The organism is Williamsia sp. MIQD14 (assembly GCF_051025635.1).
Lineage (GTDB): Bacteria > Actinomycetota > Actinomycetes > Mycobacteriales > Mycobacteriaceae > Williamsia_A.
Genome location: NZ_JBPFDG010000002.1, coordinates 830,527 through 845,185, shown reverse-complemented (window position 1 = coordinate 845,185; position 14,659 = coordinate 830,527). Strand labels below are relative to the sequence as shown.

The 14,659-nt window shown below is 67.6% G+C and carries 13 protein-coding genes; 4 read left to right on the top strand and 9 right to left on the bottom strand.

The window, feature by feature from the left end; translation table 11 throughout:
- Nucleotides 1-167: 167 nt before the first annotated feature.
- From pstC to pstB, 3 genes are all read left to right on the top strand, one after another.
- Entirely contained in the window at nucleotides 168-1,199 is a 1,032-nt protein-coding gene (pstC, locus tag ACQ7HM_RS11480) for a phosphate ABC transporter permease subunit PstC (protein WP_434216377.1), read from the top strand.
- Entirely contained in the window at nucleotides 1,196-2,095 is a 900-nt protein-coding gene (gene pstA / locus ACQ7HM_RS11475; protein WP_434216376.1) for a phosphate ABC transporter permease PstA, read from the top strand. The genes pstC and pstA overlap by 4 nt, the downstream gene beginning before the upstream one ends.
- Before the next feature lie 69 nt (nucleotides 2,096-2,164).
- The gene (pstB, locus tag ACQ7HM_RS11470) at nucleotides 2,165-2,941 is read left to right on the top strand and encodes a phosphate ABC transporter ATP-binding protein PstB (RefSeq protein ID WP_434216375.1); all 777 of its coding nucleotides are present in this window, start codon (nucleotides 2,165-2,167) and stop codon (nucleotides 2,939-2,941) included.
- 156 nt (nucleotides 2,942-3,097) lie between these two features.
- Here the strand turns inward: pstB and phoU are convergent, their stop codons facing one another.
- From phoU to ACQ7HM_RS11425, 9 genes are all read right to left on the bottom strand, one after another.
- A complete protein-coding gene (phoU, locus tag ACQ7HM_RS11465) occupies nucleotides 3,098-3,766 on the bottom strand; it encodes a phosphate signaling complex protein PhoU (RefSeq protein ID WP_045824264.1) in 669 nt (222 codons plus the stop codon).
- A 91-nt stretch (nucleotides 3,767-3,857) separates the two neighbouring features.
- A complete protein-coding gene (locus ACQ7HM_RS11460; protein WP_434216374.1) occupies nucleotides 3,858-5,855 on the bottom strand; it encodes an LCP family protein in 1,998 nt (665 codons plus the stop codon).
- 77 nt (nucleotides 5,856-5,932) lie between these two features.
- Nucleotides 5,933-7,018, bottom strand: a complete 1,086-nt coding sequence (dusB, locus tag ACQ7HM_RS11455) for a tRNA dihydrouridine synthase DusB (RefSeq protein WP_434216413.1) — start codon at nucleotides 7,016-7,018, stop codon at nucleotides 5,933-5,935.
- A 139-nt stretch (nucleotides 7,019-7,157) separates the two neighbouring features.
- Nucleotides 7,158-8,150 carry an acyl-ACP desaturase gene (locus ACQ7HM_RS11450; protein WP_434216373.1) on the bottom strand — a complete coding sequence of 331 codons (993 nt, stop codon included), beginning with the start codon at nucleotides 8,148-8,150 and terminating at the stop codon, nucleotides 7,158-7,160.
- Between the two features lie 136 nt (nucleotides 8,151-8,286).
- Nucleotides 8,287-8,793, bottom strand: a complete 507-nt coding sequence (locus ACQ7HM_RS11445; RefSeq protein ID WP_434216372.1) for a nuclear transport factor 2 family protein — start codon at nucleotides 8,791-8,793, stop codon at nucleotides 8,287-8,289.
- A gap of 48 nt (nucleotides 8,794-8,841) precedes the next feature.
- Complete coding sequence (locus tag ACQ7HM_RS11440) at nucleotides 8,842-9,660, bottom strand: amino acid ABC transporter ATP-binding protein (RefSeq protein WP_434216371.1); 819 nt, start codon at nucleotides 9,658-9,660, stop codon at nucleotides 8,842-8,844.
- Entirely contained in the window at nucleotides 9,657-11,126 is a 1,470-nt protein-coding gene (locus ACQ7HM_RS11435) for an ABC transporter substrate-binding protein/permease (RefSeq protein WP_434216370.1), read from the bottom strand. Before ACQ7HM_RS11435 ends, ACQ7HM_RS11440 begins: the two co-directional genes overlap by 4 nt.
- A gap of 91 nt (nucleotides 11,127-11,217) precedes the next feature.
- Nucleotides 11,218-12,066, bottom strand: a complete 849-nt coding sequence (locus ACQ7HM_RS11430; protein ID WP_434216369.1) for an endo alpha-1,4 polygalactosaminidase — start codon at nucleotides 12,064-12,066, stop codon at nucleotides 11,218-11,220.
- Nucleotides 12,045-12,953 carry an alpha/beta fold hydrolase gene (locus ACQ7HM_RS11425; RefSeq protein ID WP_434216368.1) on the bottom strand — a complete coding sequence of 303 codons (909 nt, stop codon included), beginning with the start codon at nucleotides 12,951-12,953 and terminating at the stop codon, nucleotides 12,045-12,047. Before ACQ7HM_RS11425 ends, ACQ7HM_RS11430 begins: the two co-directional genes overlap by 22 nt.
- 216 nt (nucleotides 12,954-13,169) lie before the next feature.
- On the opposite strand from ACQ7HM_RS11425, the gene ACQ7HM_RS11420 reads away from it, so the two are divergent.
- Nucleotides 13,170-14,612 carry a CitMHS family transporter gene (locus ACQ7HM_RS11420; RefSeq protein ID WP_434216367.1) on the top strand — a complete coding sequence of 481 codons (1,443 nt, stop codon included), beginning with the start codon at nucleotides 13,170-13,172 and terminating at the stop codon, nucleotides 14,610-14,612.
- Nucleotides 14,613-14,659 lie beyond the last annotated feature (47 nt).

Here is a 14,659-nt window from a genome sequence, read left to right as displayed (position 1 = left end):
TGCGCTCCCGGCTGCCCCCCCCCCGCGGGCGGCCACCCATCCCCGGGTGGGGGGGGCCCCAACATTGGCGCCCCCGCGACGTTGGTTGAGAGACTTGGGAGACATTGCTCATGACCGAAGTGCACGGCGAACTGCGCGCCGGCCAGACGGCTGATTCAGAAGGATCCATGACCTCCTCGCTCAGCGGCCCGGACCCGATGGCCGGAACGATCCCCGGACCGCCTCCCACCGGCGACGACGCCGACAAGTCCGGATCGGGGTCCTCGGGCACCGTCACTCGGCTCGGCGACCAGATCTTCCGCACCCTCTCGGTCGGCTCGGGCATCTTCATCTCGGTGCTCATCGCCCTGATCGCGGTGTTCCTCGTCATCCAGGCCGTTCCCGCGCTGCTGAAGAACACCGAGAACTTCTTCACCTACTCCGGCGACTGGGTGACCTCCGGTGACAACCTGCAGTTCGGCATCCTGAACCTGCTCTACGCCACCATCGTGGTCTCGGTGATCGCTCTGATCCTGGCCATGCCGATCGCGCTGGGGATCTCGATCTTCCTCACCCAGTACGCCCCGCGCCGCCTCGTCGGTCCCATTACCTACCTGGTCGACCTGCTCGCCGCCGTGCCGTCGATCGTCTACGGCCTCTGGGGCATCCTCGTGCTCGGTCCGGCGCTGGTACCGCTCGACAAGTGGCTGGTGGACAACCTCTCCTTCCTGCCGTTCTTCAAGGAACCGACCCAGGTCGCGAACCTCTCGACCGGTGGCACCCTGCTGACCGCAGGCATCGTGCTCGCCGTGATGATCCTGCCGATCATCACCGCGGTCACCCGCGAGGTCTTCGTCCAGACCCCCATGGGCCACCGCGAGGCCGCACTCGCCCTCGGCGCCACCAAGTGGGAGGTCGTGAAGGTCTCGGTCCTGCCCTTCGGCTTCTCCGGGTACATCAGCGGCTCGATGCTCGGCCTGGGCCGGGCACTCGGCGAGACCATGGCGCTGCTGCTGATCATCTCGACCGCCGGTCCGCTGAACTTCAACCTGATGGAGAGCGGTGAGACGTTCGCCACCAAGATCGCGAACAACGCCGCCGAGTTCGACTCGCCCATCAAGACCGGTGCCTACATCTCGGCCGGCCTGACCCTGTTCGTGCTGACCTTCATCGTCAACGCCGCGGCCCGCTCGGTCGTCGCAGGAAAGGCGAAGTCATGACCGCCACCCTCGAGAGTCCCAGTGTCGGCCCGGTCAAGCGGGATCCGTCGGGATTCACCCCCGTCATCGCCCGCCGCAAGATCACCGACAAGCTCGCCCTGGTGCTGGTGTCGGTCGCGCTGCTGATCGCGCTCGCGCCGCTGGTGTGGTTGCTGGTCACGCTCATCTCGCGCGGCATCAGCCCGATCCTGAGCGCGGACTGGTGGCAGTTCGACGAGCTGCACGGCGGAGCGTTCAACGCGATCGTCGGCACCCTGCAGCAGACGCTGCTCGCCGCGGTGATCTCCATCCCGGTCGGCATCTTCGTCGCGATCTACCTCGTGGAGTACGGCAACAAGTCGGCGCTCGCCCGCTTCACCACGTTCATGGTCGACATCCTCTCCGGTGTGCCGTCCATCGTCGCCGCGCTGTTCATCTACGCCGTGTGGCGCACCACCCTGGGCCTGCCGCGCTCGGGCTTCGTGGTGGCCCTCGCGTTGGTGCTGTTGATGATCCCGATCGTCGTGCGCTCCACCGAGGAGATGCTCAAGATCGTCCCGCAGGATCTGCGGGAGGCGTCGTATGCGCTCGGTGTGCCGAAGTGGCGCACCATCGTCAGCATCGTGCTGCCGACGGCGCTGTCGGGCATCGTCACCGGCGTCATGCTCGCCGTCGCCCGCGTGATGGGTGAATCCGCGCCGGTGCTGATCCTCGTCGGGTCGACGAGGGCGATCAACAACAACCCGTTCGAGGGCAACCAGCAGTCACTGCCCCTGATGATGGTGCAGCAGTACAACAACGGCCCCGACGCCCTCGACAAGGTGTGGGGTGCAGCGCTGACCCTGGTGCTCATCGTCGCGGTGATCTACTTCGGCGCCAAGCTCGTCTCGCGCCTGTTCGCCCCCAAGAAGGCCTAGGCGAGTCTTCGCCCGACCACACCGCCGCACACAGACATTTCGCACGACCGGAAACGAAAGAGCCCGAACATGGCAAAGCGTCTCGACATCAAAGACCTGAACATCTACTACAGCGCGTTCCACGCGGTGAAGGACGTCTCGCTCGAGGTGCCGCCGCGCTGCATCACCGCCTTCATCGGCCCCTCGGGCTGTGGCAAGTCGACGGTGCTGCGCACGCTCAACCGCATGCACGAGGTCACCCCGGGCGCCCGCGTCGAGGGCAAGGTCCTGCTCGACGGTGAGGACATCTACGGCCGGGCGGTCGACCCGGTGAGCGTGCGCTCGACCATCGGCATGGTGTTCCAGCGTCCGAACCCGTTCCCCACCATGTCGATCCGCGACAACGTCGTGGCCGGTCTGAAGCTGCAGGGAATGCGCAACAAGAAAGAGCTCGACGAGGTCGCCGAGCGCAGCCTGCGTGGCGCGAACCTGTGGGAAGAGGTCAAGGACCGTCTGGGCAAGCCCGGCGGCGGCCTCTCGGGTGGACAGCAGCAGCGTCTGTGCATCGCGCGCGCCATCGCGGTGTCGCCCGAGGTGTTGCTGATGGACGAGCCGTGTTCCGCACTCGACCCCATCTCGACCCTCGCGATCGAGGACCTCATCACCGAGCTGAAGAAGGATTACACGATCGTCATCGTCACCCACAACATGCAGCAGGCTGCACGCGTGAGCGACCAGACGGCGTTCTTCAACCTCGCCGGCGTCGGCCAGGCCGGACAGCTCATCGAGATCAACGACACCGAGACCATGTTCTCCAACCCCGAGCAGAAGGCCACGGAAGACTACATCTCCGGCCGCTTCGGCTAAACGACAGCACACTCGACCACCACAGCCCCGGTCCTCCTCGTGAGGGCCGGGGCTGTGGCACGTTTGGGGCGCAGGGTCGGCACCCTCGGCGCACAGAAGGGCACGCCCGGCGGAAACCGCCGAGCGTGCCGAAAAGCTGTGTCGAGCGTGCCGTGACTAGTGCGGCTGCGCCTCGACGAACTGCTCGGGGGTCTTGCCCGTCGACTGGAACACGACGCGACGACCGATGAGCACGGCGTGGTCGGCGAAGCGCTCGTAGTAGCGGCCGAGGAGGGTGACGTCGACGGCCGCGGCGACGCCGTGCTTCCAGTCACGGTCCATGAGGACGGTGAACAGGTGACGGTGCAGGTCGTCCATCGCGTCGTCGTCGCTCTGCAGGCGCAGCGCGTCGGTGGGCTCCTGGCTGTTGAGCACCTCGCGGGCCGACAGCGCCATCTGCACGGCGAGACGACCCATCTCGGCGAAGTAGCCGTTCACCTCTTCGGGCAGAGCCTTGCTGGGGTGGCGACGACGCGCGACCTTCGCGACGTGGAGTGCGAGGGCACCCATGCGGTCGACGTCGGCGACGATCTGGAAGCCGGAGACGATGGCCCGCAGGTCACCGGCGACGGGGGCCTGCAGCGCGAGCAGGGCGAACGCCTGCTCCTCGGCCTGTGCGGAGAGCCGAACGATCTGCTCGTGATCGGAGATGACCGACTCGGCGACCGCCAGGTCTGCCTGGAGAAGTGCCTGGGTGGCGCGCTCCATGGCGACGCCGGCGAGTTCTGACATGTGACCGAGGATGCCGTTCAGTTCGGCCATCTGCTCGTGGTACGCATTCCGCATGTGCCAAGAGTACTGGCAGACCCCGATCGGACGGTTGTCTCGCGGTGAACGCGTGGTGAACGCGCAGGAAGGTCGAGGTTTCGGCGGTCGGTCAGCCGCTGCAGGAGGTGTCGGCGGCGTTGGTCACCGACAGGTCGCCGGGTAGGTCGACGGCCTCGTCGGATCGTGGATTCTCGGTCACCCGCAACGATTCGCCGGCGGTGGGCACCGCGCCGATCTCGCCGGGGTAGTCGCTGCCCAGAAGAACCTCGACACCGGATTTCACGGTCCGGTCCGACTGGATCACGGCACCGGAGATCATCGAGGCGACCGTCGCGGCGGCGGCCTGCTCACCGGGGCCGTAGCGGACCACCGTCTGCGTCTGGTTCTCCGAGGCGTCGGCCACCCCGCGCACGTCGAATCCCAACTGCGACATCTGGTCCGACACCCGCGTGGCCAGGCCTGTGGTCCCGGTCCCGTTCAGGACGCGCACGCCGACCGCCGACGGCGACAGTGCCGAGGCCGTGATGACCTGGGGTTGTTCGGGCGGTGTGCTCGGGCTCGCCGACGACGGCGCCTTCGACGAGGAGGAAGACGAAGACGGAGTCGACGCCTTCTGCTCGCCGGGCAGCGGATCGTCGTTGATGACGGCGTCGAAGATCGCGTTGATGTCGTCGGTGCGCGGGATCTCGTTGTTCGACCCGTCGGTGGTGGTGCCCGAGGTCGGGATCGTCAGGAACGTGACGCGTCCCGCCTGCAGACCCTCGAGCGACTGCGCGAGGTTCACGAGACTGTCGGTGTCGATGCCGTCGACGTAGCTGTACTTGGTGAAGGTGTTGATGATCCCGTTGAGTCGCGCCGGGTTCGACAACACCTGGCCCGAGAGCATCCCGCGCAGCAGCGCCGACATGAACAGCTGCTGGCGTTTGATGCGGCCGTAATCGCCGTTGCCCTCGGTGTCGATGGTGCGGGCGCGCACGTAGTTGAGTGCCCGTTGGCCTTTCACCGTCTGCTTGCCCGGGCGCGACAGGATCTGACCGAGCTCGTAGTCGTAGAGCGGTGTGGGGGAACACACCTGCACGCCGCCGAGCTTGTTCACCACCTGTTCGAACCCGAAGAAGTCCATCGCGATGAAGTGATTGATGTTGAGACCCGAGAGCTGCTGGATCACCTTCACCGCGCACTTGGGTCCGCCGTCGCCGTAGGCGGTGTTGAGTTTCGCCCCGGTCTCGGCGGGGATGACGTTGTTCGGGTCGTAGGTCGCGGTGTTGTTGTCCCAGCTGTCGCAGGCGGGGCGGTCGATCTGCAGGTCACGCGGGAACGACACCGCCACGACTCGACTCCGGTTGGCCGGGACGTTGACGAGGATGACGGTGTCCGACCGGGCGCCCTCGGCGTCGGCGGTGGTGCCTGCGCCGACCTTGCCGTTGTTCCCGACGCGGGTGTCGGTGCCGACGATCAGGTAGGTCTGGTCGCCATACTGGGCGCCCTTGTTCCGGATGTTCTTGTCGTTGGCGTCGACGGCGTCGATGGTGCGGAAGCCGCCGTTGGTGACCCGGAGGTATCCCCACACGGTGCCGGTCCCCACCAGCGCCAAGACCGCACCCACCACGATCACCACGCGAGCCGCAGTCCGGGCGCTGCGCATCCGACCGCTGCGTTTGGCGGCCTTGGCCACCCGGTCGCCACGCGGCGGCAGGACCTCGGGGGCGACGGCTGCGCGGGGCGCGGACGGTCGGGAGGGCGCCGGCGGGGCCGGGGTGTCGTCGACGACGGGCGGGATGGTCTCGGTGCGGTCGTCGTCGGCGGCAGGCGGAGAAGGCGCGGGAGGAGATGGCGCAGGGGGAGTGGAGACAGGGGGCGCCGACGGCGGGGGTGTGGGAGGCGGTGTCGCGGCCGCCGACGGGTCGTTCATCTGCGCGAGCAGCTCGGCAACGGTCAGGCGGCCGGAGGAGCCACGGCGCAGACGTTCCCGATCGGTGGGCTCGCGCAGTACGCCGTCGGACGGATGATCGAGACGACGACGGATGTCGTCGCGTCGGGAACCGGGGGCGGGGCGACGCGCGGGATCACCCGGATCTGCTGATCCGGGAGTGGGGTCGTCGCTCACCGAACTCCTCTGCCGTTATGGGAACGTGACCGATGGTACGTGCCGCTACGGCCGGATGAACATGTCATGGAATCGACTCAGCCCCCGGAGTGCATGACGTCGGCGCCGGCGGGCACGGCGTCGTCGTCGGGATCGTCGAGCCAGCCCTGGGGCAGGGCGACGGCCGCGGGCGATCCCTGGCGTCCGCGCGGACCGTGACCGTCGCGGGGGAAGGGTGCGTCGGCGTCGAGCGTGCCGACGAGGTCGACGAGCTGATCGACGCTGGTGACCAGCGCGAGGTCGCGGCGCAGATCCGAGCCGACCGGGAACCCTCGCAGGTACCACGCGACGTGCTTGCGGATCTCGCGCATGCCCTTGTCCTCACCGTGGTGGTCGGCGAGGAGACGTCCGTGGCGGACGATGATCTGCGCGACCTCGCCCAGTGTCGGCGGGGTCGGCGCGGGGAGTCCGTTCAGTTCCGCGCTGAGTTCGGCGAACAACCACGGGCGGCCGAGGCAACCGCGACCGATCACGACGCCGTCGCATCCGGTCTGCTCCATCATGGCCACCGCGTCCGGCGGTTCGAAGATGTCGCCGTTGCCGAGCACCGGGACGTCGGTCACGTGCTCCTTGAGGCGTGCGATCTCCGACCAGTCGGCCTCGCCGGAATACCGCTGTGATGCGGTACGCGCGTGCAGCGCAACGGCTTTCGCGCCCTCGGCGGCGGCGATGCGGCCGGCGTCGAGGTGGGTGTGGTGGTCGTCGTCGATGCCGATGCGGAACTTCACCGTCACCGGGATGTCGGTGCCCTCGGTCGCGCGGACCGCCGCGGCGACGATCTGGGCGAACAGGCGGCGTTTGAACGGGATGGCCGCGCCGCCGCCCTTGCGGGTCACCTTCGGTACGGGGCAGCCGAAGTTCATGTCGATGTGGTCGGCGAGATCCTCGTCGACGATCATCTTCGCCGCGGCGTAGGTGTACTCCGGATCGACGGTGTAGAGCTGCATCGACCGCGGGTTCTCGTCGGGCCCGAAGGTGGTCATGTGCATCGTCGACTCATGCCGTTCGACGAGCGCGCGGGCGGTCACCATCTCGCAGACGTAGAGGCCCGAGACGGTGCCGGTGCGTTCCAGTTCCAGCTCCCGGCACAGAGTGCGGAACGCGACGTTGGTGACACCGGCCATCGGCGCGAGCACCACCGGACTACCCAGTGCGAAGCGCCCGATGGAGAGCGCGGGACGGTCCGATCCCGATGCCGAAACCGCCGCGCCCGAGGAATCGGGGGCGGCGGTTGTCGGATCCAGGACCGTGGTCACGGGCTGCCTAGGACGCGCGGGCCTCGCGCTTGGCCGCCTCACGGGCCAGCGCGCGATCACGCATCTCCTCGAATTTCAGGGTGTCCTCGCCGAGCTTCTCGACGAACGCACCGAGGCGCTCGCGGTCGGCCTCGCCCTGGGCGCCGAAGTCGTCGCGGTCGAAGACGTTGAGCTTGCGGAGGATCGGCAGCACGACCTCCTCGTGGTGCTGACGCAGGTCGTAGATGCCGTGCTTGGCCATCAGGACGCCGTGGCGACGGAAGTTGGGCATGCCGGCGCCGGGCATCTGGAAGTTGCAGATCACGTCGGTGATCGCGCGCATGGTCTGGTCCGGCGTGAGGTCCATCGCCGCGGAGACGATGTTGCGGTAGAAGATCATGTGCAGGTTCTCGTCGGCGGCGATGCGCTGCAGCATCTTGTCGGCGATGGGGTCGTTGCACGCGCGGCCGGTGTTGCGGTGGCTGACGCGGGTCGCGAGCTCCTGGAACGTCACGTAGGCGACGGTGTAGAGCAGGCCGAGCTCGCCGCCGTGGGCCTCGACCTCGTCGGCGCGGTCACCACCGACACCTACGGAGGTGAACCCGTTGGTCATGTGGATCATGCGAGCCTCTTCGAGGGCCACGGGATCGACGCCGCGGGTGACCACGAGGTAGTCGCGCATCGCGAGTCCGTGGCGGTTCTCCTCGGCGGTCCAGCGGCCCACCCAGTGGCCCCAGGCGTCGTCGGTGGAGAAGTTGTTGGCGATCTCGCGGTGGTACGAGGGGAGGTTGTCCTCGGTGAGGAGGTTGGTGATCATGGCCGCCTTGGCGACGTCACCGAGCTCGGACTGCTCCGGCGACCAGTCCTGACCGCCGAGCATCGCGAAGTTGCTGCCCTCGTCCCACGGCACGTAGTCGTGCGGGTTCCAGTCCTTGGCCACGGCGAGGTGACGGTTCACGTTCTCCTCGGCCGCAGGCGACAGCTCCTGGAGGAGTTCGAGCTGGGTCATCTCGCGTGCCATGTGTTCAGCCCCTCTTCGACGTGCGTGGATCGACTCTCGACAGTGTTTCAGAGTACGGGCTCTCCCTGTGCGACCCAAGTTTCCGCAACACTGTCGTGACGAATACCAGTCACGGTCCGCCCCGGTACCGCGGGCGTCAGCGGAAATAGGCTCCGGTCGTGTCGAGCCACCGCTGCGCCTCGGCGGTGATGACGCCGTTCTCTTTCGCCCGCACACACCAGGTTTTCGCGGCCTGGCCGAACTCCATCGGGTTGTAGACGTCCTCCTCGCACGACCACAGGCCGTCGCCGGCGAAGGTGAGGATGGTGATGTTCGTCGCCGACACCACCGAGCCGTCCCCGGGGTCGCGCATCGGGTTGTCGATCTCGCAGATCACCCGGGCGGTGGCCGGATCGGTGACATGCCACAACGACGGGAACGCCACCATGTGGTTGCCGGGGAACGTGCCCATCGTCGTCGCGATCCAGGGCCGGATCTGCTCGCGGCCCTTCATGGTCCCCATCGCGTGCTCGATGTAGTCGGCGTCGACGGTGAACTGCTCGGCCCACGGGTTCCAGTCGCCGGTCGCCGCGCAGGCCTCGGTGGTCGCCTCGAACGCCGCGAATGCGGCGCTCAATTCCTCGGGGGAGAACCGTACGGACATGACCCGCACCCTAGGCGATCAAGCGCTCGCTTGGTCGGAGGATCGGCGTCAGGCCGGGTCGAGGATGCGCTTGAGGAAGGTCTTGGTGCGGTCACTGGTCGGGGCCGCGATGACCTGATCCGGCGATCCGCGTTCCACGATCGCGCCGCCGTCGATGAACAGCACCTGCGAGGCGACCTGTGCGGCGAATCGGATCTCGTGGGTGACGATCACCATCGTGGTGCCGGTGGTGGCCAGATCCTTGATGACGCCGAGGACATCGCCGACCAGTTCGGGGTCGAGAGCCGAGGTCGGCTCGTCGAACAGGACGACCGTCGGCTTCATCGCCAGCGCCCGGGCGATGCCGACCCGCTGTTGCTGACCACCGGAGAGCTGGTGGGGGAGTTGGTCGGCCTGCTTGCTGAGCCCGACCTGGTCGAGCAGGGCGAGGGCGTCGGTCCGCGCCTCCTCGGCGTCGCGTTTCTGCACGATGACCGGACCTTCGGTCACGTTCTGCAGCGCGGTCCGGTTCGGGAAGAGATTGTGGCTCTGGAAGACCATGCCGCTCTGGAGGCGGTATCGGGCGAGCAGTGCGTTGTCGGCGCGGGTCAGCGTTCGGCCGGATCCGGGACCCCGTTTCGGTCGGCCCAGCTCGGCGAAGTCGACGCTCACGTCGCCGATGCGGATCACTCCGGCATCGGGGATGTCGAGGGCGTTGAGCGACCGCAGCATCGTCGTCTTGCCCGAACCCGAAGGGCCGATGATGACCGAGACCGACCCCGTATCGACCGTGAAGTCGATGTCGTGGAGCACCCGGATCGGGTCTTTCCCTGGACCGGGGAACGACTTCGTCAGGCCGGTCGCCTCGATGACGGGTGTGCTGGTCATGTGGCCACGTACTTTCGCAGTCGGTCCTCGAATCTCGACTGTCCGAACGACAGCACGAGGCAGATCACCCAGTAGTACAGCGCGGCGGTGCTGTAGAGCGCGAGGTAGTCGAAGGTCGACGCGGCAGCGATCTGGGCCTGCCGGAACATCTCGGTCACCAGGATCGTCGAGGCGAGCGAGGTGTCCTTCACCAACGAGATCAGCGTGTTCGACAGCGGCGGAACGGCGGTACGTGTCGCCTGCGGCAGGATGATGCGGCGCAGCGTCGTCGTGTAGTTCATGCCGATGGTCGACGCCGCCTCCCATTGACCCTTGGGGACCGACTCGATCGCTGCTCGGATGATCTCGGCCGCGTAGCCGCCGACGTTGAGGCTGAAGGCGACGATGGCGGCGGGGAACGGGCTCACCACGATGCCCAACTCCGGTAGCGCGTAGAAGATGATGAACAGCTGCACCAGCAGCGGAGTGCCGCGGATGATCGAGATGTACAGCCGTGCAACGCTGCTGACGATCCGCCGCTTGGACATACGAGCCAAGGCAACCCCGAGTGCGATCGCCAACCCGATGACGAAGCTGATCGCCGTCAAGGGGATCGTCCCGGTGATCGCCGACTTGAGCAGCGGGACCAGATTGCTGCGGACGACCGACCACGCACTCGGCGCCGTCGCGGTCGCGTCGAAGTACTTCGCGTAGGTCCTGTCGAGGGTGCCGTCGTCGCGCAGGGCGGCGATCTCTGTGTTGATCGCCGGTATGAGTCCGGAGTTCTTCCGTGCGGCGAAAACCTGGCGGCTCTTGTCCGATGTCGTCGCCGCGATCTTCACGGACTTGTCTTTCTTTCGGGTCAGGTAGTCCTTGACCGTGAGCTCGTCGTTGACCGTCGCCTGGACCCGACCCTGTCGGAGAAGGGTGATGGCCTGATCGAAGCCCGGCACGGGTTCGATCACCGCGCCGGCCGCCTTCGCGATCTCGGCATAATTGCTCGACAGCGATTGCGCGGCGGTCTTGCCGCGCAGGTCGTCGACCGACCGGATGGAGTCGTCGCCCGAGCGCGCGACGACGACGCTCGCGGATTCGACGTACGGGTCGGACAAGTCGTACTTCGCTGCGCGCTCGGCGGAATACGAGATCTGGTTGGCAATGAGATCGAACCGCCCGGCCTCGAGCGCGGGGAACAGACTGTCGAAGCTGGCCTCGACGAACTTCACCCGCAGGCCGAGCTTCTTCGCGACATCGGTGATGACGTCGACGTCGAAACCCGTGAGCGGCCCGGTTCCGTTCTCGTGGTAGCTGAACGGTGTGTACGTGCCTTCGGTGCCGACGGTGAGGACACCGGGTTCGACGGTCGACAGGGTCGGTGCGGCGTGCGCTTTCGGCGTCGCACCGCCGATCACGAGGCTCGCGGTCGCCGCCAGCACGATCAGCAACAGCCCGACGGCGCGTCGACCGAGCGACGGTGAGCAGGTCATGGTTCATCCAACCATCGCGGCCTGCTGAAAACGTCCCCGTGGAGCCGGTCCGAGGGCATATTCCCCTCGGTGGGCCGAATGGGGGCAGTTCTCAGCAGCGCTCGTATCGGTACGCCGCGTCGCCTCGCGGGAGCAGGTCCCGGTCGCGCAGGATCGTCATCGGCGGGGTCGCCGGACGCCGGCACACCTCGGCGAACGACCCGCGCAGGTCGTCGGTGTACTCGATGTCGAACACCCTGGGTCCGTAGACGTCGGTCGCGGCGCCGCACTCGTCGAAGCGATCGCACTCCTCGGTGACGGCGAAGTCGAAACCGATACCGTCGCGGCCGCGGGTGCCGAGGTCGGTGGTGTTCTTCTGGCCGACGGCGAGTCCGGCGCGGTGCGCACGTGCGGTGAGGTCGGTCGCGAAGGTGACGGCGTCGTCGAGGGTGAATGCCCCGCGTGCACGGGTGTAGGAGTCGAGGTTGTCGAACTCCACTGCGCGAAAGCCCTTCCGCGCGCACGTGTCGATCGTGGCCTGTTGTCGTGCGGCGGCCGCAGCACGCTGCTCCGGCGTCGACAGGTCGAGCAGGTGTTCGTCGGGCCAGCCCGGGTCGACGAGCAGCGACCCGTCCGATCGCCGGACCAGCAGCTCCCGCGGCCATTCGACGCCGGGCTGGGTCTGGAACCCGTTCACGTAACAGATCGTGTAGATCCCGACCGCGGACTCGGCGGTGCTGTCCCGCGCGACGACGGTGACGCCGTCGGCAGGCGGGTACGCCCCGCCGAGCTGGTAGTCGAACCCGCCGGTCGACGGGGGTGCGGTGATGCCGTCGCGGGCGACCGGTGAGGTCACCTCGACCCCACGGTCGTCAGGCGTCGCGCTGCAGGCACCCACCAGGAGGAGCAGCGCGACGAGCAGCGACCGGCGCACCGCGGTCAGCGACCGGTGCTGTCCCACACCGACATCAACTCGGTGAGGATGTCGGTGGCCATCCCGAGGCCGCCGAGGTGACTGTCGCCGGGCATCGGGTACAGCGTCGCGTCGGGGAGGAGATCCACGACGTGCTGTCCGTGTCGGAACGGGATGATGTGGTCGCGGTCGCCGTGCCACCAGCGCACCGGGACGGTGACGTCGCCGATGCGGAAGCCCCAGTCGCGGGAGAACACGACGACGTCGGCGAACGGAGCCTCCATGCGGTGCTTGCCGCCGTTGAGCAGGTCGTCGAGGAACATCGCCTTGAACTCGGGGCGCGCCAGCAGTTGCCGGTCGGCGCGTGGCGACAGCAGTCCGTACAGGCCGATGGCCGGGCTCGCGATGGGCCGCGCCACGCGGATGAATGAGCTGACCGTCCGCCCGATCGGTGCGCCCGCGACCTCGAGCACCCCGGCGGCGTACTTGCCCAGGCCCATGGCGCCGCCGTCGATCGCGTCGGGACCGACGGTCGGTGCGACACCGCCGAGGACGCCGGCCACCACGACCCGTTCGGGCATCGCGTAGGAGGTGGCGAGGGTGTACGGACCGCCGCCCGACAGGCCGATCACGGCCATCTGGTCGACGCCGAGGGCGTCGGCCACGATGCGCAGGTCGTCGGCGAAACCGAGCACCGACGGGTAGCGGTATGGGGTCGACGACCCCACGCCGGGACGGTCGAGACCGATCACCCGCACGTTGTTCTCGCCGGCCCACCGACGGGCCTCGAGGGGGATCTGCCGTCGCGCTCCCGGGGTGCCGTGGAGCCAGATCACCGCACGTCCGTGGGGGGATCCGAATTCGGCGAAGCCGATCCGGCGCCCCTGGCGCACGGCGACGGAACCCTCGATCTGCGGGCGGTCGATGTCGATCACCTCTCGAATATGCCACCGGCTCCGTATCGGTCGTCGGCGTTCCGCCACGCGAAGGCCGACCGTGCGCGCGAAATGCGCAGAACGTGCCTTACGCGCTCAAGCGTGACTGTGATCTGCACGACCCCGAGACTCCAGATGTAGCGGAGATCACTCCGATCCAGATCACTCCGACCCAGATCGTTCCGAACACAGTCCGGTGAGAAAGCGGTAGACGCCATGCTCGTAGTACTCGGCCTCCTGATGGTGGTCACGTTCATGTTCCTGATCATCACCAAACGCGCCACCCCGGTGGTCGCGCTGATCCTGGTCCCCGTCGCGTTCGGTCTGTTCGCCGGCGCCGGACTCGGTATCAGCGACATGATCAGCGACGGCATCAAGGACCTCGCGCCGACGGCCGCGATGCTGTTCTTCGCGATCGTGTTCTTCGGGATCATGATCGACGTCGGGCTGTTCGACCCGGTGGTCCGCCTCGTGGTCCGGCTGGTTCGTGACGATCCGGCGAAACTCGTTGTCGGAACCGCGGTTCTCGCGATGATCGTGTCGCTCGACGGCGACGGATCGACCACCTTCATCATCACCACCTCGGCGCTGCTGCCGCTCTACCTCAAGCTCGGTGTCAGCCCGGTGGTCCTCACCGTCGTCGCCGGCCTGGCCAACGGCACCATGAACATCCTCCCGTGGGGCGGCCCCACCACCCGCGCCGCCGCCGCGCTCGGCGTCTCCCCGTCGGATGTGTTCGTCCCGATGATCCCCTCACTGGTGGTCGGCCTGATCGTCGTGATGATCTTCAGCTACCACCTCGGCATCATGGAGCGTCGTCGCATCGGCAAGATCGAGATCCGCGAATCCGTGCTCTCCCGTTCGGGTTCCGGTGGCGACTCCGCGGTCGCCGTCCTCGACGGACCCGGCGCCGGTGGCACCGGGAACGGCGCCGCGCCCCGCCCCTCGATGGCTGTCGGCGACGGCCCCGACGACACCGACGAGACCCCGGCCCCGAACTCGGGCTTCACCGGTGGCGCGCTCGATGAGAACCGCCCCACACTGCGCCCGAAGCTGTTGTGGGTCAACGCCGGTCTCACCGTCGCACTGCTCGCCGTGCTCGGCATGGACGTCATCTCCATCCCGGTCCTGTTCATGATCGCCGCCGGCATCGCGCTGGTCATCAACTTCCCCCGAGTCGCCGAGCAGCAGGCCGCCATCACGCGGCACTCGTCGTCGATCGTCTCGGTGGTCGCGATGGTCCTCGCTGCAGCGGTGCTGACCGGCGTGATGTCGGGAACCGGCATGGTCGAGGCGATCGCCCAGTGGCTCACCTCGGTCCTCCCGACGTTCCTCGGACCGCACATGGCGATCGTCATCGGCATCCTGTCGATCCCGTTCACCTTCTTCATGTCGAACGACGCCTTCTACTTCGGTGTCCTGCCGGTGCTCTCGGAGACCGCGGGCAAGTACGGCATCGATCCCTCCGAGGTCGCCCGCGCGTCCATCACCGGGCAGCCGTTCCACATGCAGAGCCCGCTGGTCCCCGCGATCCTGCTGCTCGTCGCCCTGGCGGGGGTGTCGCTGGCCGATCACCACAAGAAGGTGCTGTGGCGAGCGGGCCTGGTGTCGCTGTCGATGCTGGGAGTCGGCGTGCTCGTGGGGGTCATCCCGTTCTGATCGGTCAGACATCGAGATCGACCAAGGTGGGCACCCGTCGTATGACG